The sequence below is a fragment of the Burkholderia sp. CCA53 genome (assembly GCF_001685525.1).
Lineage (GTDB): Bacteria > Pseudomonadota > Gammaproteobacteria > Burkholderiales > Burkholderiaceae > Burkholderia > Burkholderia multivorans.
This window is the reverse complement of record NZ_BDDJ01000003.1, coordinates 78,204-102,868: the sequence shown is the minus strand read 5'-3', so window position 1 is coordinate 102,868 and position 24,665 is coordinate 78,204. Positions and strand designations below refer to the sequence as shown.

Annotated in this window: 14 protein-coding genes, 2 tRNA genes and 3 rRNA genes; 4 read left to right on the top strand and 15 right to left on the bottom strand. The window is 64.2% G+C overall.

What is annotated here, in order from left to right:
* Nucleotides 1-61 precede the first annotated feature (61 nt).
* Entirely contained in the window at nucleotides 62-1,342 is a 1,281-nt protein-coding gene (locus BCR55_RS27210) for a Zn-dependent hydrolase (protein WP_065497189.1), read from the bottom strand.
* A 364-nt stretch (nucleotides 1,343-1,706) separates the two neighbouring features.
* On the opposite strand from BCR55_RS27210, the gene BCR55_RS27205 reads away from it, so the two are divergent.
* On the top strand, nucleotides 1,707-2,399 hold the full coding sequence (locus BCR55_RS27205) for a TetR/AcrR family transcriptional regulator (protein WP_006402878.1): 693 nt from the start codon (nucleotides 1,707-1,709) through the stop codon (nucleotides 2,397-2,399).
* A gap of 109 nt (nucleotides 2,400-2,508) precedes the next feature.
* On the opposite strand, the gene BCR55_RS27200 is transcribed toward BCR55_RS27205, so the two are convergent.
* Genes BCR55_RS27200 through BCR55_RS27190 form a run of 3 tightly spaced genes read right to left on the bottom strand, consistent with a single transcriptional unit; the run spans nucleotide 2,509 to nucleotide 6,178 of the window.
* On the bottom strand, nucleotides 2,509-3,699 hold the full coding sequence (locus BCR55_RS27200; RefSeq protein WP_006407308.1) for an acetyl-CoA C-acetyltransferase: 1,191 nt from the start codon (nucleotides 3,697-3,699) through the stop codon (nucleotides 2,509-2,511).
* A gap of 18 nt (nucleotides 3,700-3,717) precedes the next feature.
* Nucleotides 3,718-4,485: a 3-hydroxyacyl-CoA dehydrogenase gene (locus tag BCR55_RS27195; RefSeq protein WP_006402876.1), complete on the bottom strand. Its 768-nt coding sequence runs from the start codon at nucleotides 4,483-4,485 to the stop codon at nucleotides 3,718-3,720.
* Between the two features lie 22 nt (nucleotides 4,486-4,507).
* Nucleotides 4,508-6,178, bottom strand: coding sequence for an acyl-CoA synthetase (locus BCR55_RS27190; protein WP_065496862.1), 1,671 nt, complete (start codon nucleotides 6,176-6,178; stop codon nucleotides 4,508-4,510).
* Between the two features lie 144 nt (nucleotides 6,179-6,322).
* Between BCR55_RS27190 and BCR55_RS27185 the strand changes: the two genes are divergently transcribed.
* The gene (locus BCR55_RS27185; RefSeq protein ID WP_053298917.1) at nucleotides 6,323-7,330 is read left to right on the top strand and encodes an AraC family transcriptional regulator; all 1,008 of its coding nucleotides are present in this window, start codon (nucleotides 6,323-6,325) and stop codon (nucleotides 7,328-7,330) included.
* A gap of 175 nt (nucleotides 7,331-7,505) precedes the next feature.
* The gene (locus BCR55_RS27180) at nucleotides 7,506-8,123 is read left to right on the top strand and encodes a hypothetical protein (RefSeq protein ID WP_065496860.1); all 618 of its coding nucleotides are present in this window, start codon (nucleotides 7,506-7,508) and stop codon (nucleotides 8,121-8,123) included.
* 672 nt (nucleotides 8,124-8,795) lie between these two features.
* Here the strand turns inward: BCR55_RS27180 and rrf are convergent.
* The 5 genes from rrf to BCR55_RS27145 form a co-directional block, all read right to left on the bottom strand.
* Nucleotides 8,796-8,908, bottom strand: a 5S ribosomal RNA gene (rrf, locus tag BCR55_RS27165).
* A gap of 152 nt (nucleotides 8,909-9,060) precedes the next feature.
* Nucleotides 9,061-11,941: ribosomal RNA gene (locus BCR55_RS27160) — 23S ribosomal RNA — on the bottom strand.
* A 353-nt stretch (nucleotides 11,942-12,294) separates the two neighbouring features.
* A tRNA-Ala gene (locus BCR55_RS27155) sits at nucleotides 12,295-12,370 on the bottom strand.
* 38 nt (nucleotides 12,371-12,408) lie between these two features.
* A tRNA-Ile gene (locus BCR55_RS27150) sits at nucleotides 12,409-12,485 on the bottom strand.
* Nucleotides 12,486-12,546: 61 nt separating this feature from the next.
* Nucleotides 12,547-14,079 (bottom strand): 16S ribosomal RNA (locus BCR55_RS27145).
* Together the 16S, 23S and 5S rRNA genes with 2 tRNA genes alongside form the textbook arrangement of a ribosomal RNA operon.
* 616 nt (nucleotides 14,080-14,695) lie before the next feature.
* Between BCR55_RS27145 and BCR55_RS27140 the strand changes: the two genes are divergently transcribed.
* Nucleotides 14,696-15,133 carry an ATPase gene (locus BCR55_RS27140; protein WP_170933621.1) on the top strand — a complete coding sequence of 146 codons (438 nt, stop codon included), beginning with the start codon at nucleotides 14,696-14,698 and terminating at the stop codon, nucleotides 15,131-15,133.
* A 171-nt stretch (nucleotides 15,134-15,304) separates the two neighbouring features.
* Here the strand turns inward: BCR55_RS27140 and BCR55_RS27135 are convergent, their stop codons facing one another.
* From BCR55_RS27135 to BCR55_RS27110, 6 genes are all read right to left on the bottom strand, one after another.
* On the bottom strand, nucleotides 15,305-16,009 hold the full coding sequence (locus BCR55_RS27135) for a DUF429 domain-containing protein (protein ID WP_065496854.1): 705 nt from the start codon (nucleotides 16,007-16,009) through the stop codon (nucleotides 15,305-15,307).
* A 9-nt stretch (nucleotides 16,010-16,018) separates the two neighbouring features.
* Nucleotides 16,019-16,543 carry an HD domain-containing protein gene (locus BCR55_RS27130; RefSeq protein ID WP_006405539.1) on the bottom strand — a complete coding sequence of 175 codons (525 nt, stop codon included), beginning with the start codon at nucleotides 16,541-16,543 and terminating at the stop codon, nucleotides 16,019-16,021.
* A gap of 118 nt (nucleotides 16,544-16,661) precedes the next feature.
* Nucleotides 16,662-20,132, bottom strand: coding sequence for a YhaN family protein (locus BCR55_RS27125; protein ID WP_065496852.1), 3,471 nt, complete (start codon nucleotides 20,130-20,132; stop codon nucleotides 16,662-16,664).
* Nucleotides 20,133-20,135: 3 nt separating this feature from the next.
* Nucleotides 20,136-21,386 (bottom strand): DNA repair exonuclease, encoded by a 1,251-nt coding sequence (locus tag BCR55_RS27120; protein WP_053299157.1) that lies wholly within the window; start codon nucleotides 21,384-21,386, stop codon nucleotides 20,136-20,138.
* A 293-nt stretch (nucleotides 21,387-21,679) separates the two neighbouring features.
* Complete coding sequence (locus BCR55_RS27115; protein ID WP_053299156.1) at nucleotides 21,680-22,210, bottom strand: hypothetical protein; 531 nt, start codon at nucleotides 22,208-22,210, stop codon at nucleotides 21,680-21,682.
* A 366-nt stretch (nucleotides 22,211-22,576) separates the two neighbouring features.
* Nucleotides 22,577-24,559, bottom strand: a complete 1,983-nt coding sequence (locus BCR55_RS27110; RefSeq protein ID WP_053299155.1) for a gamma-glutamyltransferase family protein — start codon at nucleotides 24,557-24,559, stop codon at nucleotides 22,577-22,579.
* Between the last annotated feature and the right edge of the window lie 106 nt (nucleotides 24,560-24,665).

Sequence of the window (24,665 nt, the reverse complement as noted above, 5' to 3'; positions counted from 1 at the left end):
GTGCTGCTGAATGCGGTACGGCGGCGGCGTGCGGGCCGCGCGCCGCGTTACGGCTGCTGCGTCATGACACCGGCTCGCACGCGCGCGATAGCATCGCGTGCAGCAATACGTTCGCGCCGGCCTCGATCCATTCGGGCGTCGCGTCTTCGACCTCGTTATGACTGATGCCGTCGACGCACGGCACGAACACCATCGACGTCGGCGCGACCTGCGCGAGATAGCACGCATCGTGGCCGGCACCCGACACGATGTCGCGATGCGAATAGCCGAAGCGCTCGGCGGCGTCGCGCACGGCCTGCACGCACGCCGGATCGAATGCCACCGGCTTGTAGTAGAAGATCTGCTCGAGCGCCGTCTCGAGGCCGATGTCGGCCGCGATGCGCGCGACGCCGTCGCGCAGCGCGGCATCCATCTGCGCGAGCACCGCATCGTCCGGATGACGGAAATCGACGGTGAAGAACACGCGGCCCGGAATCACGTTGCGCGAGTTCGGATGCACCTGCATCATCCCGACCGTCGCGCAGCCGAACGGCGCGTGATCGAGGCCGATCCGGTTGACGAGATCGACGACGCGCGCCGCGCCGAGCAGCGCATCGCGACGGCGCGGCATCGGCGTGGGGCCGGCATGCGCTTCCTGTCCGGTCAACGTGATCTCGTACCAGCGCTGCCCTTGCGCATCGGTGACGACACCGATCGTCTTGCGCTCGGCCTCGAGAATCGGCCCTTGTTCGATATGCAGCTCGAACGCCGCATGCAACGGCCGGCCGCCGCACGGCACGTCGCCCGCATAGCCGATGCGCCGGAGTTCCTCGCCGATCGTCTTGCCGTCGACGTCCTTGCGCGACAGCCCGTACTCGAGCGTAAACACGCCCGCGAACACGCCCGACGCGACCATGGCAGGCGCGAAGCGCGAGCCTTCCTCGTTGGTCCAGATCACGACCTCGACCGGATGCTCGGTCTCGATCCCGTGGTCGTTCAGACTCCGAATCACCTCGAGACCGCCGAGCACGCCATAGATGCCGTCGAAGCGGCCGCCGGTCGGCTGCGAATCCGCGTGCGAGCCCGTGACGACCGGCGCCGCATCGGCGACGCGCCCGGCGCGGCGCATGAACACGTTGCCCATCGTATCGACGGTCACCGTGCACCCCGCTTCCTTCGCCCAGCGAACGATCAGGTCGCGGCCCGCCTTGTCGAGATCGGTCAGCGCAAGGCGGCACACGCCGCCCTTCGGCGTCGCGCCGATCTTCGCCATTTCCATCAGGCTGTTCCACAAACGCTTGCCGTCTACCTTGACCGACGGATCGATGGCCGTCCGCTTCAATGCTTCCGATACCGCATTCATTCGCGTCGCTCCTGTGGGGTCGGTGAGGTCGTCGATCCGGTCTTCGCCGGTGCGCATGCGGTCCGTTTCGGCGCACACGTGCACGGCTGCGGTGCGTGTGCGCATCGTTGACGCGTTTCGTCCGACACATCGCCGGCGGGGTTAGCACGGCTGCTCGCCGCGCATCGAATCCTGTCCGATTGGACAGGTTTTAGACGATCAAAATTGCCAAAGCAATGTCTTTCTTTGCGCGATCGAACGAGCGAGAAACGTGCCACCGCATCGCAACATCGCGTGCACCGGCCGCACGGCCGTGCATGGGCGCGACGCGCACGAGCGGCTAGAATGAAGCCCAACGCGGCATGCGCGCCGCGCAAGGACAACGATGAGACATGACGACGCGAGCGCCGCAGTGACCGAAAGCGATCCAGCGCACACGCCTTTGCGGCGACGCAAGGCGCACATCCGCGAGAGCAACGAAGCGCATCTGCTCGCGTGCGCGGAAGCCGTGTTCGCCGAGCGCGGGCTCGACGGGGCGAGCACCGCGATGATCGCGGAGCGCGCCGGTTTGCCGAAGGCGAACCTGCACTACTACTTCCCGACGAAACTCGCGCTGTATCGCCGCGTGCTCGACGATCTATTCGAGGACTGGCACCGCGCGGCCGGTTCGTTCGAGGCCGGCGACGATCCGGTGGAGGCGATCGGCAACTACGTGCGCGCGAAGATGGCGCTGTCGCGGCGCCGGCCGCTCGGCTCGAAGGTGTGGGCGAACGAGATCATCCACGGCGCCGAGCATATGCAGGACATTCTGTCGGACCGCGTGAAGCCGTGGTTCGATACGCGCGTGAAAGTGATCGATGGCTGGATCGCGCGCGGGCTGCTCGCGCCGATCGATGCGCGCGCGCTGATGTATCTGATCTGGGCGACCACGCAGCACTATGCGGATTTCGACGCGCAGATCCGTGCGCTGAGCGGCAAGCGTGCGCTCACGCAGAAGGCGTTCGACGAGAAGACCGAGCAGGTCGTGCAGCTCGTGCTGCGCGCGTGCGGCGCCGTGTCGCCGAAAGCGCCGCGCTAGCGCGCGCAAAAAGGGCGACGCGAGCGCGCAGCGGCGTGGCCGCGTGCGTCACTCGTCGTCGCCCCTCGCACCGCGCGCGCCACCGTGCCGCGCGCCGATGCACTCGCCGTTACGCGACGCGTTCGATCGCGATCGCCGTCGCTTCGCCTCCGCCGATGCACAGCGACGCGACGCCGCGCTTCAGGCCGTACGTTTCAAGCGCGGCCAGCAGCGTCACCATCACGCGTGCGCCCGATGCGCCGATCGGATGACCGAGCGCGCACGCACCGCCGTGCACGTTGACCTTGTCGTGCGGCAGATCGAGATCGCGCATCGCCGCCATCGGGACGACTGCGAACGCCTCGTTGATCTCGAACAGATCGACGTCGCGCAGGTTCCAGCCGGTCTTTTCGGATAGCGTGCGAATCGCGCCGATCGGTGCGGTCGCGAACAGATTCGGCTTGTTCGCAAACGTCGCGTGCCCGACGATCACGGCCTTCGGCGTGAGACCGAGACGCTGCGCTTCGGAGCGGCGCATCATCACGAGCGCGGCCGCGCCGTCCGAGATCGACGACGCGTTCGCCGCCGTGACGGTGCCGCCTTCACGGAACGCGGGCTTCAGCGTCGGGATCTTGTCGAGCTTCGCCTTGCCCGGCTGCTCGTCGATCGACACGACGGTTTCCGTCTTGCCGGCCTTCACCGTGACCGGCGCGATTTCGGCCGCGAAGCGGCCTTCGGCGATCGCGCGCTGCGCACGCGTGAGCGACGCGATCGCGAACGCGTCCTGCGCTTCGCGCGTGAACTGATAGGCCTGCGCGCAGTCTTCCGCGAACGTGCCCATCAGGCGGCCTTTTTCATAGGCGTCCTCGAGCCCGTCGAGGAACATGTGATCGAGCACCTGGCCGTGCCCCATCCGCATGCCGGCGCGTGCCTTGGGCAGCAGATACGGCGCATTCGTCATGCTTTCCATCCCGCCCGCGACCGCGACCTTTGCCGAGCCGGCATACAGCAGATCGTGCGCGAACATCGCGGCCTTCATCCCCGAGCCGCACATCTTGTTGACGGTCGTCGCGCCGGCCGACAGCGGCAGGCCGGCCTTCAGCGCGGCCTGACGTGCCGGCGCCTGCCCCTGTCCGGCCGGCAGCACGCAGCCGAACACAATTTCGTCGATGCGCTCGGCCGGTACGTTCGCGCGCTCGAGCGCCGCGCGGATCGCCACCGCGCCGAGATCGCTCGCGCTCGCCGCGGCCAGGTCGCCCTGAAAGCCGCCCATCGGCGTACGCGCCGCACCGACGATTACGATCGGATCCTGTGTCGTCATGATTCGTTTCCTCCAGTGTCAGCGCGGTGCCATGCGCAACGCGCCATCGAGACGGATGACTTCGCCGTTCAGCATCGTGTTCTCGGCGATATGGCGCACCAGCGCCGCAAATTCTTCGGGACGTCCGAGCCGCGGCGGGAACGGCACGCTCTTGCCGAGCGCGTCCTGCACTTCCTGCGGCATCGCGGCCATCATCGGCGTGGCGAAAATGCCCGGCGCGATCGTCACGACCCGAATGCCGAAGCGCGCGAGCTCACGCGCGATGGGCAACGTCATGCCGACCACGCCGCCTTTCGACGCCGCATACGCGGCCTGTCCGATCTGGCCGTCGAACGCGGCCACCGATGCGGTGTTCACGATCACGCCGCGCTCGCCTTCCGCGTCGGCGTCCTGCTTCGACATCGCCTCGGCGGCAAGCCGGATCATGTTGAACGTGCCGACGAGGTTGATCGATACCGCACGCGTAAAGCGCTCGAGCGAATGCGGGCCGTCGCGGCCGACGACCTTCTCGCCCGGCGCGACGCCCGCGCAGTTCACGAGCCCGTCGATGCGGCCGAACGCGTCGCGTGCGGCCGCGATCGCGGCCTGCCCGTCGGCTTCGCTCGTGACGTCGGTCTTCAGCAGGCGTGCCGCCGCGCCGAGCTCGTGCGCGACGCTCGCCAGCGCGTCGCCATTGACGTCCAGCAGCATCGCCTTGCCGCCTTCGGCGACGACCATGCGCGCCACCGCGGCGCCGAGGCCGGAACCGGCGCCCGTGATCAGGAAAACGCGATCTTTGATCTTCATTCGGAGTCCGTTATAGAAGTATTCAGGATTGGGCAGCGGCCTTGTCGGCCTCCATCTTGCGCAGCACGAAGCGCTGGATCTTGCCGCTCGGCGTTTTCGGCAGCGCGTCGACGAACTCGGTCGCGCGCGGATAGGCGTGCGCGGACAGCCGCCGTTTCACGTGCAGACTCAACGCTTCGGCGAGTGCCGGCGTGCCTTCGTAGCCGTTCGACAGCACGACGAAGGCCTTGACGATCTCCGTGCGCTCGGGATCGGGCACGCCGATCACGGCCGCCTCGCTGACCGCCTCATGTTCGATCAGCGCGCTCTCGACGTCGAACGGGCCGATTCGGTAGCCGGACGACGTGATAACGTCGTCCGCGCGGCCGATGAAGCTGACGGTTCCGTCCGGCTCCAGTTCGACGTTGTCGCCCGTGCGGTAATAGCCGCCTGCGATCGCCGGCGTGTCCTGCCGCCAGTATCCGTCGAACCACAGCAGCGGCGAACGCGCGATGTCGATCGCGAGCGTGCCGGGCTCGCCCGGACCGAGCTCGCGACCCGCGTCGTCGAGCACCGCGACGCGGTAGCCCGGCATCGCGAAACCGGCGGAACCGGGATGGACGACGTGCGCGAGCCCGTGATGGTTGTTCACGACCATGCCGAGCTCGGTCTGGCCGTAATGATCGTAGATCGGCGCGCCGAGCGCCGCATCGAACCAGCGCACGACTTCCGGGTTCAGCGGCTCACCCGCGCTGCTGACCACGCGCAGCTTGCCCTTGATACGCCCGGCCGCATCGGAGCCGGCCGCCATCAGCATCCGGTACGCCGTCGGCGAACCGGCGAGGCTCGTAATGCCGAGCCGTTCGATCACGTCGTAGGTGCTGTCGACCGTAAAGCCGCCTTCGTACAGCGTCGTCGCGTGGCCAAGCAGCAGCGGTCCGGTGATCGCGTAATACAGTCCGTATGCCCAGCCGGGATCGGCAATGTTCCAGAACCGGTCTTCGGCGCGCAGGTCGACGGCATCGCACATGTACTGGCGAAACGCGAGCAGCGCGCGCAGCGGCACGGGCACGCCCTTCGGCAAGCCCGTCGTGCCCGACGTCGACATCATCATGAACAGGTCGGTGCCCTTGCGCAGTACGGGCTCGAACGTATCGGACTGCGCGTCCAGCGCCGCGCGGAAGTCGATGTCGCCGTCCGGCAGCGGCGCTTCGGGAGCGCGCACCGTCGCGACCGGCGGACAATCGGCAACCTCGTCGAGCTTCGCGCGGTTCGCGACGTTCGTCACGACGAGTCGCGCATCGCTCATGCGCAGCCGGTGCTCGATCGCCTTCGGACCGAACGCCGTGAACAGCGGCTGATAGACGGCGCCCGCGCGCCACGTGCCGAGGATCGTCGCGACTAGTTCGGGCGTGCGCGGCAACAGCCCGGCCACGACATCGCCCGGCTTCACGCCGCGCTCGACCAGCAGGTTCGCGACGCGCGCCGCAAGCGCTTTCATCTGAGCAAACGTGAAGCGACGATGCGCGCCGTCGATGTCGATCCAGTCGAGTGCGACCGCATCGCCGGACGCATGACGGTCGCAGCATTCGACGCAGGCGTTCAGGCCGTGCTCGAGGTCGCCGTGCAGGTGCGCCGCGACAGTGTCGATTCGGAACCGGGCCACGGCGTCGGCATACGCCGGCACCGCCCGGGCGGTTGCTCCATCAGGCATGCGTGTCTCCTGTTCGTTATGACCGCCGGCGGGCCGCAGGGCGTCGGGGGTACATCGATGGTAGACAGCCGTCACATTGCAATCAATGACAAACAGAAACTAGAATCGTGATCGGTTTTGCCATGTCGGGAGACAGCAGACGAAATGGGGCCGCAAATGATCTCGCCGGGCTTCGTCGAGGATGCGCTTGCATGCATGCGTCGGCAAGGGCTTCCGATCGCGCCCGTGCTGCACGCGGCCGGGCTGCCGCCGGTCGTGCGCGAGCCCGTGACGCCGCAGCAGTACGGCCGGCTGTGGCTCGAGATCGCCAGCGCGCTCGACGACGAATTCTTCGGGCTCGCCGCGCGCCCGATGCGGCGCGGCAGCTTCACGCTGCTGTGTCACGCCGTGCTGAACGCCGGCACGCTCGAAAAGGCGTTGCGGCGCGCGCTGCAGTTTCTGCGCGTGGTGCTCGACGAACCGCACGGCGAACTCGTCGTCGCGGACGGGCTGGCGCAGATCGTGCTCGCGCCGTCCGACACGCCGTATCCGGCGTTTGCATACCGGACGTTCTGGCTGATTCTGCTCGGCGTCGCGTGCTGGCTGATCGGCCGGCGTATCCCGCTGCAGCGCATCGATTTCGCGTGCGCGAGCCCCGCGCAGCGCAGCGACTATCACCGCTTCTTCGGCGTGCCCGTGCATTTCGATCGTCCGGACAGCCGGCTCACGTTCAATGCCGCGTATCTGTCGCTGCCGACAATCCGGTCGGCGCAGGCATTGAAGACGTTTCTGCGCGGCGCGCCCGGCAATCTGCTGGTGCGCTATCGGCACGATACGGGCTGGGTCGCGCGAACGCGCACGCATCTGAAAGCGTTGCCTGCAGCCGAATGGCCGGACTTCGACACGCTGGCTGCGCGGCTCGGCACGACGCCGCCGACGCTGCGGCGACGCTTGCGCAGCGAAGGACAGAGCTTCGCGTCGATCAAGGACGAACTGCGTGGTGCGCTCGCGCAGTCGCTGCTGCGAGAACAGACGTTGAGCGTCGCGGAGATCGCGGCCGCGCTCGGATTTACCGAACCGAGCGCGTTTCATCGTGCGTTTCGGAAATGGACAGGCACGAGTCCCGGCGCGTTTCGGCGCGACATCAACAACGCGACGCAGGCCGAGCAGTGAGGGGCCGGTTTGTGCAGAAGCTGGCGGTCGATGCGTTTGCTCCGTCGGCTCTCGCGCACCCGCTGCTCTCGGGCCGACGCGGGGCGGAGCCCGGCTGTGCGCAATGCTCGGACCAGGTTGCGCGTGACACCGCCTGCTCACATACCGAGCGGTCCTTGCCGGCGAGGTCGCTGCGATGATGATGGTCGATCTGGGTGTTGCTTCGGTGCTGGGTGTCGTCGGATCCGCCGTGTCGCTGGTGGCGCCCGTGCCGTACGCGCTCGCGATCTACCGTCGCACCGTTCGCCCGCATCTGTTCACGTGGCTCATCTGGTCGGTCGTCACGGTCATTGCCGCGGCCGGTCAATTCGTGGCGGGAGCGGGACCGTCGGCGTGGTGCACGGCAGCGATCGCCGTCACCTGCATGCTGACCTTCGTAGCGAGCATCTTTCGCGGCGAACGCAGCTGGACTCGCGCCGACTGGGTGTTCCTGTGTGCTGCGCTATCGGCCATTCCGCTCTGGATGCTGACCGATGATCCGACGCTGTCGATCTGCCTGGTGACGTTGATCGAGCTGGCCGGCCTCGGCCCGACCGTTCGCAAGACGATCCGCGATCCGTGGAGCGAAAGCCTGACCTATTTCGCGCTCTGCATCGTCAAATACGCGCTGGCAGTGCTGGCGCTGCAGAGCTGGAGCGTCGCAGTCGCGTTTTACCCGATCGTCAATGTCCTGGCGTCGATCGGCATCTGCGTGGTGATGATCGCGGGACGACGTCGATTGCGGTTGAAAGCGAAAGTCGAGCGCGGCTCGTGAACGATACGACGAACGGGAGACGAAATGCGGCACACCATTTACCGTACGTGCCGCCCGCGCTTCGGACACCAAGCCGTTGACGATGCTGGCTCGCCTGTCGAAGGCGCACTGAGGGTGTCCGTGAGAATGGCTCGACTTTGGGAAACGCATCTCACGATCACGCCGGAGACGATCGACGAGCCGATCGGCTATGTCGCCTAGTGCGAGCGTCGGATCGTCGGTTTCCGGGTCAGGGCAGCGATCGATTGCGAGCGACCGACACCTGAAGGCTGTTCGCCCATCCGGATCATATCGGTCGGGGTATTGGCCGCGCCCTGTGGACGGCGGTTCGGACAGAACTGCAGCGCGAGGCATCGCGAGTTTCGTGATCGAAGCCGACCCGAATGCAGCAGCGCTCTATCTGTCGCTCGGCGCGTAGAAGATCGGCGAAAAGGAATCGGCCGTCGTCCCGGGCAGGTTTTTGCCGATCTTGCGGATCATGGTTTGAGCGGGGAAACGGTTCGAGAATGAAACGCCAGAGAGCAGACGGTCGTGCCGAATCACTCGGTCGTTTTCGCGCATCTCCCGCGCATGCGATGCGCTGGAGACGGGAAGAGGATTAGAGCGACGCATTTCGGCCGTCACAAATGCAAAAACCCCCGCCTGCTCGGGCGGGGGTTCTTGGCTTAGGGAGCCTGACGATTACCTACTTTCACACGGGAATCCGCACTATCATCGGCGTAGAGTCGTTTCACGGTCCTGTTCGGGATGGGAAGGGGTGGGACCGACTCGCTATGGTCATCAGGCAAAGAGGGTTGTTGCGCTGCTTCGCAGCGCAACCAATCGGGAAGAAGCAGTAATTTTGGGTTGTGCGTATCGCACACGAGAATCCAACGTGTCGCTTTGGATCGCAGCCGGTGCTGTCGCACGGCGCCGATCTACAAGGCAGACTTGTTATAGGATCAAGCCTTACGGGCAATTAGTATCGGTTAGCTGAACGCATTACTGCGCTTACACACCCGACCTATCAACGTCCTGGTCTCGAACGACCCTTCAAGGAGGTCAAGCCTCCAGGGATATCTCATCTTAAGGCGAGTTTCCCGCTTAGATGCTTTCAGCGGTTATCTCTTCCGAACATAGCTACCCGGCGATGCGACTGGCGTCACAACCGGTACACCAGAGGTTCGTCCACTCCGGTCCTCTCGTACTAGGAGCAGCCCCCTTCAAATATCCAACGCCCACGGCAGATAGGGACCAAACTGTCTCACGACGTTTTAAACCCAGCTCACGTACCTCTTTAAATGGCGAACAGCCATACCCTTGGGACCGGCTACAGCCCCAGGATGAGATGAGCCGACATCGAGGTGCCAAACACCGCCGTCGATATGAACTCTTGGGCGGTATCAGCCTGTTATCCCCAGAGTACCTTTTATCCGTTGAGCGATGGCCCTTCCATACAGAACCACCGGATCACTATGACCTGCTTTCGCACCTGCTCGACTTGTCGGTCTCGCAGTTAAGCACGCTTATGCCATTGCACTATCAGCACGATTTCCGACCGTACCTAGCGTACCTTCGTACTCCTCCGTTACCCTTTGGGAGGAGACCGCCCCAGTCAAACTGCCTACCATGCACTGTCCCCGATCCGGATCACGGACCAAGGTTAGAACCTCAAACAAACCAGGGTGGTATTTCAAGGACGGCTCCACCGAAACTAGCGTTCCGGTTTCATAGCCTCCCACCTATCCTACACAGATCGGTTCAAAGTCCAATGCAAAGCTACAGTAAAGGTTCATGGGGTCTTTCCGTCTAGCCGCGGGTAGATTGCATCATCACAAACACTTCAACTTCGCTGAGTCTCGGGAGGAGACAGTGTGGCCATCGTTACGCCATTCGTGCAGGTCGGAACTTACCCGACAAGGAATTTCGCTACCTTAGGACCGTTATAGTTACGGCCGCCGTTTACCGGGACTTCAATCAAGAGCTTGCACCCCATCATTTAATCTTCCGGCACCGGGCAGGCGTCACACCCTATACGTCCACTTTCGTGTTTGCAGAGTGCTGTGTTTTTATTAAACAGTCGCAGCCACCAGTTTATTGCAACCCCTTCACCCTCCTGGCGCAGGCCAGTCAAGCTACAAGGGCGTACCTTATCCCGAAGTTACGGTACCAATTTGCCGAGTTCCTTCTCCCGAGTTCTCTCAAGCGCCTTAGAATACTCATCTCGCCCACCTGTGTCGGTTTGCGGTACGGTCATCGTTAGACTGAAGCTTAGAGGCTTTTCTTGGAACCACTTCCAATTGCTTCGCGACCGAAGTCGCTCGCGCCACACCCTTGAATCCTGCGCCCGGATTTGCCTAAGCGCCTTCTCCAATGCAGCGACCGGGACGTCCAACACCCGGACAACCTTCCGCGATCCGTCCCCCCATCGCATCTAACGACGGTGCAGGAATATTGACCTGCTTCCCATCAGCTACGCATTTCTGCCTCGCCTTAGGGGCCGACTCACCCTACGCCGATGAACGTTGCGTAGGAAACCTTGGGCTTACGGCGAGGGGGCCTTTCACCCCCTTTATCGCTACTCATGTCAGCATTCGCACTTCCGATACCTCCAGCACCCTTTACAAGGCACCTTCGCAGGCTTACGGAACGCTCTCCTACCATGCGTGCAAGCACGCATCCGCAGCTTCGGTATATGGCTTAGCCCCGTTACATCTTCCGCGCAGGACGACTCGATCAGTGAGCTATTACGCTTTCTTTAAAGGGTGGCTGCTTCTAAGCCAACCTCCTGACTGTTTTAGCCTTCCCACTTCGTTTCCCACTTAGCCATATTTGGGGACCTTAGCTGGCGGTCTGGGTTGTTTCCCTCTTGACACCGGACGTTAGCACCCGATGTCTGTCTCCCGTGATTGCACTCTTCGGTATTCGGAGTTTGCTATGGCGGGGTAATCTGCAATAGACCCCCCAACCATGACAGTGCTCTACCCCCGAAGGTGAGACACGAGGCACTACCTAAATAGTTTTCGGAGAGAACCAGCTATTTCCAGGTTTGTTTAGCCTTTCACCCCTATCCACAGCTCATCCCCTAACTTTTCAACGTTAGTGGGTTCGGACCTCCAGTACGTGTTACCGCACCTTCATCCTGGCCATGGATAGATCACCTGGTTTCGGGTCTACGCCCAGCAACTGAACGCCCTATTCGGACTCGCTTTCGCTACGCCTGCCCTATACGGTTAAGCTTGCTACTGAACGTAAGTCGCTGACCCATTATACAAAAGGTACGCCGTCACCCCTTACGAGGCTCCGACTGTTTGTATGCATGCGGTTTCAGGATCTATTTCACTCCCCTCCCGGGGTTCTTTTCGCCTTTCCCTCACGGTACTGGTTCACTATCGGTCGATCACGAGTATTTAGCCTTGGAGGATGGTCCCCCCATCTTCAGACAGGATTTCACGTGTCCCGCCCTACTTGTCGTACACCTAGTTCTTTCATACTGCTTTCGCCTACAGGGCTATCACCTGCTATGGCCGCACTTTCCAGAGCGTTCGGCTAACAATACAAATAAAGAGTACAAGGCTCATCCCATTTCGCTCGCCACTACTTTGGGAATCTCGGTTGATTTCTTTTCCTGCGGTTACTTAGATGTTTCAGTTCACCGCGTTCGCTTCGCATGGCCTATGTATTCAGCCATGGATACTCCATAAGGAGTGGGTTTCCCCATTCGGACATCCCCGGATCAAAGCTTGTTTGCCAGCTCCCCGGGGCTTTTCGCAGGCTACCGCGTCCTTCATCGCCTGTGATCGCCAAGGCATCCACCACATGCACTTGTTCGCTTGACCCTATAACGAGTCTGTCTCGTCGACAGTCGTTACAGGTTGAGTTCTCGCGTGTCGCTCAGCGTTAGTGCTTTAGCACTTACGCGGAGCCCACACTACGTGTGTGCCGTATTCCAATTAGAGCCGAACATGAAGTTCGAATCATCTTGAGATACATCGATACAATCACAACCCGGATAGTTTCCACGTCCATCTCATAAGACGCTTCCGCTATCCAAATTACTTACTTCTTCCTGATTGTTAAAGAACGACAGCCGATACAGTTTCCTGCATCACTCTGACTGGCTCAATCGCCAATGGCAAATGCTCGTCTCACATGTCACTTTCGTGTGAGTCAAACGCTTCCCATTGAAGATTGGTGGAGGCAGACGGGATCGAACCGACGACCCCCTGCTTGCAAAGCAGGTGCTCTCCCAGCTGAGCTATGCCCCCATACAGAGACTACCCAGGTTTCTTCTCGCCAGACAACTTGGTGGGTCTGGTTGGATTCGAACCAACGACCCCCGCCTTATCAAGACGGTGCTCTAACCGACTGAGCTACAGACCCCTGAGTCTGTCTTGATTACAGCCGATAAGCGTGAGCGCTCAACTTCGCGAGATAGCTCTGGAAAGGAGGTGATCCAGCCGCACCTTCCGATACGGCTACCTTGTTACGACTTCACCCCAGTCATGAATCCTACCGTGGTGACCGTCCTCCTTGCGGTTAGACTAGCCACTTCTGGTAAAACCCACTCCCATGGTGTGACGGGCGGTGTGTACAAGACCCGGGAACGTATTCACCGCGGCATGCTGATCCGCGATTACTAGCGATTCCAGCTTCATGCACTCGAGTTGCAGAGTGCAATCCGGACTACGATCGGTTTTCTGGGATTAGCTCCCCCTCGCGGGTTGGCAACCCTCTGTTCCGACCATTGTATGACGTGTGAAGCCCTACCCATAAGGGCCATGAGGACTTGACGTCATCCCCACCTTCCTCCGGTTTGTCACCGGCAGTCTCCTTAGAGTGCTCTTGCGTAGCAACTAAGGACAAGGGTTGCGCTCGTTGCGGGACTTAACCCAACATCTCACGACACGAGCTGACGACAGCCATGCAGCACCTGTGCGCCGGTTCTCTTTCGAGCACTCCCGAATCTCTTCAGGATTCCGACCATGTCAAGGGTAGGTAAGGTTTTTCGCGTTGCATCGAATTAATCCACATCATCCACCGCTTGTGCGGGTCCCCGTCAATTCCTTTGAGTTTTAATCTTGCGACCGTACTCCCCAGGCGGTCAACTTCACGCGTTAGCTACGTTACTAAGGAAATGAATCCCCAACAACTAGTTGACATCGTTTAGGGCGTGGACTACCAGGGTATCTAATCCTGTTTGCTCCCCACGCTTTCGTGCATGAGCGTCAGTATTGGCCCAGGGGGCTGCCTTCGCCATCGGTATTCCTCCACATCTCTACGCATTTCACTGCTACACGTGGAATTCTACCCCCCTCTGCCATACTCTAGCCTGCCAGTCACAAATGCAGTTCCCAGGTTGAGCCCGGGGATTTCACATCTGTCTTAACAGACCGCCTGCGCACGCTTTACGCCCAGTAATTCCGATTAACGCTCGCACCCTACGTATTACCGCGGCTGCTGGCACGTAGTTAGCCGGTGCTTATTCTTCCGGTACCGTCATCCCCCGACTGTATTAGAGCCAGGGATTTCTTTCCGGACAAAAGTGCTTTACAACCCGAAGGCCTTCTTCACACACGCGGCATTGCTGGATCAGGCTTTCGCCCATTGTCCAAAATTCCCCACTGCTGCCTCCCGTAGGAGTCTGGGCCGTGTCTCAGTCCCAGTGTGGCTGGTCGTCCTCTCAGACCAGCTACTGATCGTCGCCTTGGTAGGCCTTTACCCCACCAACTAGCTAATCAGCCATCGGCCAACCCTATAGCGCGAGGCCCGAAGGTCCCCCGCTTTCATCCGTGGATCGTATGCGGTATTAATCCGGCTTTCGCCGGGCTATCCCCCACTACAGGACATGTTCCGATGTATTACTCACCCGTTCGCCACTCGCCACCAGGTGCAAGCACCCGTGCTGCCGTTCGACTTGCATGTGTAAGGCATGCCGCCAGCGTTCAATCTGAGCCAGGATCAAACTCTTCAGTTCAAACCTGTTACTGTTTTCGGTTCTCTCGAACCGGTCGCTCACTCAAAGCTGACAGGTCATATGAATTGCTTCATAAACCTGACTTACTTTAGTGTGAGACTCTTGATACTTTTGCTATCCCGATCCGAAGATCAGGCCTCGCTCACATCAAGCGCCCACACTTATCGGCTGTTAGTTTTTAAAGAACATGTCTGCGAGCAGATCGTCTTGCTCAGCAGCGCTGCGTTGTCAGCAGCAGAGAAGCGAGATTATGAACACCGTTTCGCAGCTCGTCAACAACTTTTTTCACTACATCGTTGCGACTGCGCGGTTCTTCTTCCTTCGTCGGGCGGGTGCTCTATGCTGCAGCACACGTCCGGCTCCGCTTCCCCTCTCGCGCTGCGTTTCCGTTAGCGCGAAAGAGGCGTGATTCTATGCAGCCCACGCCCAACGCGCAAGCGGTTTGTGAAAATATTTTTAAAGAGACGCGACGCGCCACAGCACGTTCCTGCTTCTTCTATATATACGCGACGCTCACGCCACGGCCGTGTCTGCCGGTTGCCCGTAACGTGTGTCGAACAAGCTGCCGCGCGCGGTCGAGTATCATGCCGCGATCGCATACACACTTACGATGACGATGGACAGCTTCACACAATCGGGCGAGGCCGATCTCCGCGCCGAATTCGCTGCGCTGCGCGAACGCGCCGCCACCCTGGAAGAACGGGTCCCGCCGCTGCTGCAACGCATCTCCGATGTATTGCCGCGGATCAGCGGCGAAACGGAACTGGCGGACGAGCATCGCGAACGACTCGTCGGCGCACGCAACGCAGCGATGGTATCGATCGAAAACTATCAGCAAGCGATTCCGTTCGTGCAGACCGCCGATTCGATCATCGAGCAGCTCGACAAAACGCCCGCGCGCGACGAGGACGCGGAGTGGCGCGAAGCACTGCTGCAGCGACTCGACGAACTCATCGACGTCGCCATCGTCATGATCGACGACGCGGACAATTACTTCGAGCAGGCGCGCGCCTGCGATCTGGCGAGCGTGCCCTCGTCCATCCTCGAGGACTGACGACTCATCGCATCGCACATCGGAATCGGCATTGTGCCGACTTCACGCATGCCGACGCTCCGACGTTCGACATGTGCTGCGTCGGCCGCAACGGCCGGCCGCTTGCTCGGACCGAATGGCGCGCTCGGTCGCTCTCCAGCGCGGGAACGCAAAACAACGACGCAGCCGCCACTACGACGGATCGAGGACGATCGGCTCCGCCACGACCGGCACACGGATATGCCCGCCTTGCGCATCGCCATACGCGTGCGCGCTTCCTTCGATCACGAATCGTGCCGTCACCGCGCATAACGCCGCATCGCGCGCATCGACCGTCCGCAGCGTTGCGACGTCGATCCCGAGCCGTTCCAGCAACTGTCGACGCTGAATCCGCTTCTGCTTCGCCGACGCCGTAGCCTTGCCGAGCAACGCGCACGTGATCGCATACGGATACGTCTCGAAACTCACACGGCCGCCGCCATAGTGCGCGTCGACCAATAGCGGATACGCGCCGGCGAGCGCCCGATACACGCGCTCACCCACGAACATCCAGTCGAAGAAGCCCGACGCACTCGAGATCGCCTGCTCGCGCGTCGGCGTCGGAAAACACGAAATGCGCTCCCGCGCGAGCGCCTGCTCGACCGGCCGACGTCCGTTACCGGCCCACCATTGGCTCGGCGCGTCGACACCCACGGCAACGACGTCATGTTGGAGGCATAGCGGCAGCAGTGCTTCGGGCGCGATCCGCGCCTCATGGCAGACGACCGTCGAACCGCGCAGGATCACGAGATCGCACTGCTTCTTGTCGCCGCCGACGTCGACGCCGGCAACCGCGCGCGTCGACGACGCCTCACCGCGCCTGCCCCGCGCACGGCCGGTCGAACGATCGTCACGCATCGCGGCGCCTCACTCGCTCGGCCGCGTGGCGTACGCGGCATCGAAGATCGCTTCGAGCCCCGGATGCACGCCGCGCATCCGGTCGACGACCGACTTCGCCCAGTCGAAATACGCCTGCTTGCGCTCGAGCGGCCAGTCGGCCGGAGGATGCTGCGCAATGTCGCGCAGATTGCAGATCTTGTCGGCGAGCTTCACGAGCTTCGCGCGGCGGCTGATGTGGGCCGCGTGCTCGACCTGCAGCCGCTTGCGCGTTTCCTTCGGCAGCGACTTGTCGTCGGTGACTTCGAGCACGATGTCCGCGACGTCCTTGCCGAACAGACGCAGCAGTTCCAGCTCGGTCGTCTCCGTGTCCTCGATCGTGTCGTGCAGCACGGCGGCGACGATCACGCGTTCGTCCTCGATGCCGACTTCGTTCGCCAGCACGTCGGCGAGCGCGATCGGATGATTGATGTATGGCGACGCCTCCTCGTCCTTGCGACGCTGATTCCGATGCCGGTCCGCCGCGAACGCGATGGCCGCGATCAGCTTGTTCATGACACCTCCCGTCGTATGGACGCACGCGCGGCTGCGTCGACCGCCCGCGCACCGAATCCGTCATCGTACGCGCATGCGGCCGCCGGACGCGTGCGCTGCCATACCGGCCCGCTGCGTCTCATGCAGCCGCCGATTGCCGCTGCAGCTCGATCACGTTGACCTGGGCGCCGAACACATCCGCGATGAGCGGCAGCAGATGGTCGTGGTGCGTCAGGAACAGCACCTGCGTGCGCGTCGACAGATCGCGCAGCGCCTCGAACCCGGCCTTCGCACGCGTATCGTCGAAATTGATGAACAAATCGTCGGCGACGAACGGCAGCGACGTCCGGCTGCCGAGCTGCAACTCCAGCGCCGCGATCCGCAGCGCGAGAAACAACTGGTCGCGCGTGCCTTCGCTGAGCCCGGCCACTTCGACCGACGTGCCGCTCGTGCGCCTTGCATAAAGCGCAGGCGGCGTCCGCTCGGTATCGACGGTGAGCCGTGCAAACTCGCCGAGCGTCAGCCCCGCAAAAATCTCGCCGGCGCGCCGCAGCATCGGCCCTTGCTTCTGGTCGCGATAGCGATCGGTCGCCCACTTCAGCAAGCGGCTCGCCGTCGCGGCTTCCAGATACTGCTCGGCCGCATCGCCCATCGCGGCCAGCGCTTCCTGACGCTTCGCCTCCGCGAGCGCCGCATTGGCGTGTCCGTCGATCGCGCCGAATGCCTGCTCGGCGACGACCTGCTGCTGCGCGAGCGCATTGAGCCGCTTGCCGACATCCTCGATCGATTGCTTCACGGCTTCGAGGTGCGCGGGTACGGCCGCAATCTCGTATTCCGCGACTTCCGCTTCGAGCGCCGCGCGCGACAGCCCGTCTCCGTCGCGCGTCAGCTGCTGTTGCGCGGCATCGACCGCTCGCCGAAGCGCGCGACGACGGTCGGAACGTTCGGCAAGCCGCAGCGCTTCGTCGATCGTCGCGACGCCCGCCAGCTGAAGCAGCGGGTAGACGCGCGCATCGGCGCCGGCCACTGCTGCGGCAGCGTCGGCGACCTTGTCGTCGGCCTGCCGGATCGCTTCGTCCGCACGCTCGATCGCGCGAGCGGTTTCCACCGCGGCAGACAGGCGCGCGCTCAGCCGGCGCGCGACTTCGAGCCAGTCGCCGATCGTCAGCCATTCCGGCGCCAGCGCTTCGGCGAGCCGTCGCGCGCCTGCCTCGAGCGCGGCCAGCTCCGCGCGCATCGTCGCGATCCGGTTGCGCGGCGCATCGGCCGCAGCAAGCTCGGCCGTCACCGTATTCGCGAGTGCCAGTGCGCCCTCCGCTGCCGCGAGCGACGTCGCGCTCGCGGCAAGCCGTGCATCGGCGAGCGCGTCGCGCCACTGCTGCTGCCATGCGTCGTACGCGTACTGCGCCTGATCGACGCGCGATCGCGCCGTCGCGCAGCCGCGCTCGGCTTCCCGTGCGCGTTCGTCGAGGCTCTCCTTGCGCGCACTCGCCTTCTCCGCGGACTGCACGAACGTCTCGGCCGTCGCGACGAGCGTGTCCAGCCCTTGCGCGTCGTCGCCGCGCGATACGGCGCGCAACGCCGCGCGCAGTGCCGACTCTGCGCGCGTGCGCGTGTCGCGCAGCATGTCGCGTTCGTTGCGCAGCCGCTCGACGTCCGCCTGCGCGACGAATACCGCATCGCGTCGTGCCAGCCAGTCCGTCATTGCATCGAGCGGCATGCCGGGCACGCCGGCCGCCGCAGCGCATGCCGCCCACGCGTCGCGATGTGCGGCGAGGTCGCGTTCGCGGTCGTCGAGCACCGCTTGCCGGCGTGCGACGCGCGCACGCGCGGTTTCGACTTGCTGACGCAGCGATTGCAGCGTCGCGGCCGCTTGCGTCGCACCGAGCTGCGCATCGACGAGCTGGTCGGCGACGCGAATCGCGTCGTCGACGGCCGGTGCGCCCGCCGCGAGGTCGACCGCACCGCTGCGCACATCGCTCCATGCACGGTCGCGGCGCGCACGGGCGGCAAGCACTTCCGCGGTCGTGACGACGGGGTGGTTCTCGGCGAAATGCCGTTCCTGCAATGCCAGCCGTTCAAGCTCTTCCTGCGCAGCGTCGCGCGCATCGCGCGCCGCTGCGACCGCACTCATGCATTCGCTTTCCGCCTTGAGCAGCGCACCGACCCGTGCCGCGGACGGCACGTCGAGCGCATGCAACGCGTCGACGGGCCGGCGCCACGGACCGAGCGCATCGAGCGCGCCGGCCAGCACGCGCTCGGCGCTCGCGATTTCGGCTTCAAGCGCATGCTCGCGCTGTCCGATGTTGCGCAGGCCGCGCGCATCGACGAGCGCGGCACGAAGCGGCTCCGGTACGTCGACGGTCGACACGCTCGCCAATTGTTCGCGCACCTGATCGGCCTCGCGCATCCGCTCGTCGAGCGAATCGCGTGCGCCGACGAGCGCCTGATGAAGCGCGCCGTGTTCGCGCAGCAGGCTTTCGACCGTCTTCAACGCGAGCGCCGACGGCAACGCTGCGCGCAATGCCGATTCGTCGCTCGGCCAGCCGAGTTGCGCAGCCGCGTCGAACGCGGCCGACAGATGCCGGTCGACTTCCGCGCCGAGCAGCAGCAGATCCTGTGCGTGGTGCGCGCACGTGGCGCGCAGCCGTTCGAGCGCTTCGATGTCGGCCGCGCGCGCGAGCGCATCCGTATCGCCGTCGATCGCATCGCGCGCCTGCCGCTTGGCGATCAGATCCGCGCGGCGCGCCTCGAGCACCTTTTGCTCCGCGGCGAGATCGCCCTGCGCCTTCAGCAGCTCCGCACCCGCGGACGGCGGCAGGTCCACCACGTCGCCGAGCTCCGCCAAAGCGGCCTCGTTGAGCGCCAGTTCCTTCAGATACGGCGCAAGCCGTCGGACGCGCTCGAATTTCGAGCGCAGCGATTCGAGCCGCCGCAGCTCCGTGCGCGCCAGCGCGATCTCGTGCTCGACCGCTTCGCGCGCTTCCTTCCTGTCGACCCAGTCGCGCGTGCGCACCTGCACTGCCTTCAGTTCGGCCACCGCTTCGTTGAACGCCGTTTCGGCAACCGCAAATGCGCTGCCGCTGCGCCGCGGCGCCCACAGTTCCGCGGCCCGTGCGTCGAGTTCGTCGCGCACGGAGCCGAGCCGGCCGACGCCGGCCGCCGATTCGAACAGCACCTGGCCGAGCTTGTCCGATGCGTCCAGGATGCTGCGTCCGCCATCGACAAGCCGACCGTGGTCGAGCCCGAACATCTGCTCGAAGAATTCGCGCGTCGCGCCGTCAAGCACGGCCGCGAGATAGTCGTCGGGCAGTTTGTCGTCGTCGGGCGTACGCAGCGAGCTGCGGCCGCGCGCGCGATGAAACGCGAGCGTCGCGCCGCCGCTTTCGAGCACGCCGCCGATCCGCAGATCGGGCGTGCCATGCAGAAAGTCGAGGGGCGTCTGCAGCTTCATCCCGAACAGCAGTTCCGTCACCGCCGTCCGAATCGTCGACTTGCCGGCTTCGTTCGGCCCGACGATCACATGGAAATCCTGCGTCGCCGCCGGAAAAAGCAATGTCTCGTCGGTGAACTTGCCGTACCGAATCAGATCGAGTTGACCGATGCGCATCGCTTATTCTCCTCTCGCCAGTCGCGCGAGCAGCGCGGGACCGACCTGCCGAACCAGTGCCGTCAGATCGCCTTCGCGCGCGAGCGCGAGCAGCGGCACGTCCTCCTTCACGTCGCTGCGCACCTTGCCGAGGAACGGCTTCAGATCGCGTTCGAGCAGCGCGAGGAAATCGGGATCGTGCGCGGCGTCGGCGAGAATCTGCTTCAGATCGTCGAGCGCTTCCAGCGGTTCGCCGGCGCCGTACGGCTGCTCGGGCGGCGACGTCGCGAGCCGCACCTTCTCGAGCCACAGCCGCTCATTGCCGATGATGCCGATCTGATTCAGCACCTCCGCACGCAGCTGCGTCGCGCGCCCGAAGAACAATCCGTGCGCCGGCGTGCGTCCCGTCACCGTCACGCGTACCGCGCGCGGCACATGCGCATCGACGCTCAGCAGCGTCTCCAGCGAATGCCCGATCTTGCGCGACAGATCGGCAACGCTCACGCAGTCCGACGCGTCGACCGCCAGCGATTCCCAGCGCAACACGTCGAGGTACAGACGCTCGACCTGCGTGCGTCCCTGCTCGACCGTCACGAGCACCGCACCGCGCCGCCCGGTCTCGCGGATATGCCGTCCCTGCAGGTTGCCCGGAAATACGATCGTCGACGGTCCCGTCCATTGCTGAAACTCGTGCACGTGGCCGAGCGCCCAGTAGTCGTAGCCCTTCGCATGCAGTTCCGCGAGCGTGCACGGCGCGTAGTTCGCGTGCGCCGCATAGCCTTCGAGCGCCGTATGCAGCACGCCGATGTTGTAGTAGCCGGGCACCGGATCGGGGTAGCCGGTCGCGAGATTGTCGACGACCGCCTTGTCCTTGAAGCTCTGTCCGTGCAACGCCACTTCGAACTCGGGCAGCCGATGCGTTTCCGGCTTGCGATGATGGAATACGGTGACGTTGTCGGGCAGCGTCAGCTTCTTCGTCATTTCGCTTTCGGCGTCGTGGTTGCCCCACAGCACGAACGCGCGGATGCCGGCCTTGCGCAGACGTCCCATCTGCTGGCCGAAGAAGATGCCCGTGTTGTGATCCTTCCAGTCGCCGTCGTACAGGTCGCCGGCGATCACGAGAAACGCGACTTCCTCGTCGATCGCGCGATCCACCAGTTGCCGCAACGCATCGCGCGACGCACTGCGCAACTGCGCGGCCGGCGCGTCCGGATACGCACTCAGGCCGTGCAGCGGGCTGTCGAGATGAATGTCTGCCGCGTGGATGAACTTCACGAAATACCCCTGTTGGATGGCGCGCGTGGCGGTTGCCGTCGTATCGCGTGCGATCGACGTCGCGCTGCATCATGCTGGCGGTTGCCGACGGCTGGCGATGGTACCTGAAAGCGCTCGCCGCAATCGAGCCGCAGCAGCGAAGCATGATGCCATCCCGAACGGGTGCGGCGCCATTCGCATGCGTTCGTCCGTATCGGAGATGCGAGGCCGGGGAAGGACGTCGCATCGCGCGCGCGAAAAATAACGGCCCGGCCCGCATCGAAGCGGGCCGGGCCGTTACGGACCTGGATCGGTTACTGCGCCGCGCCTTGCGCCGACACCGAACCCTTCAGGCCGACCGACGCGCCGCCTTGTGCAGCGTTCGTCGTACCGGCCAGCGCTTCGCCGGCCTTCGCCTTCACGCCGCCCGCGACGTCGCCTGCGGTCGTCATCGCGCCTTGCGCGTGGGTCTTCGCCGACGCCGCGGCATGCTTCACGTGCGCCTTCGTCGAATGGACGGCCGACGCGGCAGCATCCTTCGCCGAACCTGCGGCCGTGCCGACTGCGTGCGTCGCGCCGCCGACCGCGTTACCAGCTGCCGAACCGACGCCGCCGACCGTCTTGCCGACGCCGCTCAGCGCGCCGCCGATCACGTTGCCCGAACCGGCCGCATTCGCGCCCGCGCCGCCCTGCGCGCCCACGCCGCCGCTCAGCAGCGGCGTCTGCACCTGTGCGCCGACGCCGACCGAGCCGTCTGCACCGGTCTGTGCCGTCTGCGCGAAAGCAGCCGAGGTCGCGACAGCCGACAGCGCGGCACCCAGCAGGATCGTGCGAATCTTGTTCATGGTCATTCTCCCCAAAGATGTTGTTGCTGCGGGCCGCGTTCATGCGGCTTGTCGCATGCCTCGCCGCGACATGCGGCAAGTGGGCGTAATGTAGCCGGCGTCGCGTACGAAACCGCTGTTTTGCGGGGACTGTTACTTCCGTTGCAAATGCTGACGATTGACTCACACAGTTTGACAATTGCCGGATTGCGGCGCGATCGACTCGAGTCGTCCGGCACTTCAGCAGGCCGGCATCGTGTGTTTCGACATGCGGTTCGCCAATGTTTGACGGCGCTCGGCGCGCGCGCTATCGCAACAACGAAACGCCCCGCCGCCGATCGCGATCGGAATGGCGGGGCGGTGGCTTGGCTCGCGCCGGCTTCGTGCTTACGGTCGGATCGTGTCGCCGAGCACGAGACCCTCGCGACGCGGATCGGTCCCGCCCTGCAGCGCAGGCGTCTGACCGAGCGTCACGCGCATCACCGTATTGACGCCGCTCGCCTGCGCCGACGTCGAGACCTTGTGGCCGAGCGCGAGCAGGCCGGCAATCAGCGGATCGTTCGCGCCATTGTTCGACGTGATGACGTTCGGATGTTCGCCGCCGATCGTCGTCGTCGGGCTATTGCTGGCGCCGAAATCGACGAGGCCGGCCGACTGCTGCGCGTCGAGGCCCCAGTCCAGCGCGCCGACGAGCGTCTTCACCACGTACTGCGGAATCGTGCCGCCGCCCGGCGAGCCGGTCGCCATCACGAAGTCGCCGCGCGATCCGTCGGCCGCCTTGGCGAACACGATCGTCGGCGCCATCGAGCTGCGCGGCCGCTTGCCGGGCTGCAGCCGGTTCGCCACCGGATTGCCCGCGCTGTCGAGCGGGTTCGCCGAGAAATCGGTCAGCTGGTTGTTCAGCAGAAAACCGTGCGTCATATGGAACGAGCCCATGCTCGATTCGACCGTCGTCGTCGCGCTCAGCACGTTGCCGTCGCCGTCGACGATCGTGAACTGGTTCGTGCCGTGCTCGATCAGCGTCGTGTCGACGCCGAGCGGCACCGCGCCGAGATCGCCCGGCTGCGCGGTGCCCATGCTCTTGCCCGGATCGATCAGCGCCGCGCGCGACTTCAGATACGGCTTGTTCAGCAGCGTGTCCCACGTGCCGCCCGGCAGCGGCACGAAATCGGTGTCCGCGACGTACTTGTCGCGATCCGCGTACGCGAGCCGCTCGGCTTCCGACACGAGATGCACGCCGGCGACGGTCGGCTTGCCGCCTTCGAGATCGATCGCGGTCGGCTTCAGCGACTTCAGATCGAAGTTCTCGAGAATGCCGAGCGCCGACGCGACCGCAATGCCGCCCGACGAAGGCGGCGGCATCCCGCACACCCAATAGCTGCGATAGGTCGTGCATACCGGTTCGCGACGTTTCGCTTCGTAGGCCGCGAGATCGGCGAGCGTCGTCTTGCCCGGCGTGATCGTCGAACCGTCCGCGCCCTTCGCCATCGCGATCTTCGCGACGATGTCCTCTGCAATCGGCCCTGTGTACAGCGCCTTCGCGCCCGACTGCGCAAGCGCCGTCAGCGTATCGGCGTATGCGGGGTTTTTCAGCACGGTGCCGAGCGTCTTCGGCGAGCCGTCGGCGTTCAGGAAATACGCAGCGGCGTCGGGATCGCGCTTCAGGTTCGCGGCATTCGCCGCGATCGCGTCGGCCAGCCGGCCGCCGATCGGAAAGCCGTTCGTCGCGAGCGCGATCGCGTCGCCGAACAGGTCTTTCCACGCAAGCCTGCCGTGATCCTGCTGCAACGCCTCGATCAGCCGCGGCACGCCGATCGTGCCGATCGAGCGGCCGCTCGCGCGAGCGTTCGGCTGCGGCGGCGACCGGTCGCTCTGGTCGTCGACATAGCGCAGATAGTTTTCCGTCGCGGCCGCAGGCGCGGTTTCGCGGCCGTCGTACGCCTGCAGCGTCTTGTTGCGCGCATCGTAGTACAGCAGCACGCCGCCCGAGCCGAGGCCGGTCGCCTCGGGCACCGTCAGCCCGAGTACGGCTTGCACGGCCACGGCCGCATCGGCTGCCGTACCGCCTTTCTTCAGCACCGCGCATCCCGCCGCGCTCGCGTAAGCGTTCGAGGTCGCGACCAGATAGCGCTTCGCATAGACGGGCTTCATGCCGGTGCGATAGCCGGACGACGCTTCCGGCAACGACGGGTCGCCCGGCTGGTTCGAGCCCACCACGACGGTCGCGCCGCCGTTGTCGAGCGCGAGACAACTGGTGTCGGCCGTCGTGGACGAGCGGGCCGCTTCGTTTTCCACGTCGCCGCCGCACGCCGTCATCAGGACGGCTGCGAGCAGCGCGGACGCATACGGGAAGATCGCTGTTCTATTCATTGTCGGTCGACGTTGTCGCGCATCGTTGTGAAGTACGTCTCGTCGCCCGCGCCCCCTCGGCATGCGGGCAATGGGTTCGATCGTCGCACGGATGATTTTTTTTCCG

What these genes read in the sequence shown, in the direction of transcription:
- BCR55_RS27210 (WP_065497189.1), bottom strand. Translation starts at nt 1,342, where the DNA reads ATGAATGCGGTATCGGAAGCATTGAAGCGGACGGCCATCGATCCGTCG.
- BCR55_RS27205 (WP_006402878.1), top strand. Translation starts at nt 1,707, where the DNA reads ATGAGACATGACGACGCGAGCGCCGCAGTGACCGAAAGCGATCCAGCG.
- BCR55_RS27200 (WP_006407308.1), bottom strand. Translation starts at nt 3,699, where the DNA reads ATGACGACACAGGATCCGATCGTAATCGTCGGTGCGGCGCGTACGCCG.
- BCR55_RS27195 (WP_006402876.1), bottom strand. Translation starts at nt 4,485, where the DNA reads ATGAAGATCAAAGATCGCGTTTTCCTGATCACGGGCGCCGGTTCCGGC.
- BCR55_RS27190 (WP_065496862.1), bottom strand. Translation starts at nt 6,178, where the DNA reads ATGCCTGATGGAGCAACCGCCCGGGCGGTGCCGGCGTATGCCGACGCC.
- BCR55_RS27185 (WP_053298917.1), top strand. Translation starts at nt 6,323, where the DNA reads ATGGGGCCGCAAATGATCTCGCCGGGCTTCGTCGAGGATGCGCTTGCA.
- BCR55_RS27180 (WP_065496860.1), top strand. Translation starts at nt 7,506, where the DNA reads ATGATGATGGTCGATCTGGGTGTTGCTTCGGTGCTGGGTGTCGTCGGA.
- BCR55_RS27140 (WP_170933621.1), top strand. Translation starts at nt 14,696, where the DNA reads ATGGACAGCTTCACACAATCGGGCGAGGCCGATCTCCGCGCCGAATTC.
- BCR55_RS27135 (WP_065496854.1), bottom strand. Translation starts at nt 16,009, where the DNA reads ATGCGTGACGATCGTTCGACCGGCCGTGCGCGGGGCAGGCGCGGTGAG.
- BCR55_RS27130 (WP_006405539.1), bottom strand. Translation starts at nt 16,543, where the DNA reads ATGAACAAGCTGATCGCGGCCATCGCGTTCGCGGCGGACCGGCATCGG.
- BCR55_RS27125 (WP_065496852.1), bottom strand. Translation starts at nt 20,132, where the DNA reads ATGCGCATCGGTCAACTCGATCTGATTCGGTACGGCAAGTTCACCGAC.
- BCR55_RS27115 (WP_053299156.1), bottom strand. Translation starts at nt 22,210, where the DNA reads ATGAACAAGATTCGCACGATCCTGCTGGGTGCCGCGCTGTCGGCTGTC.
- BCR55_RS27110 (WP_053299155.1), bottom strand. Translation starts at nt 24,559, where the DNA reads ATGAATAGAACAGCGATCTTCCCGTATGCGTCCGCGCTGCTCGCAGCC.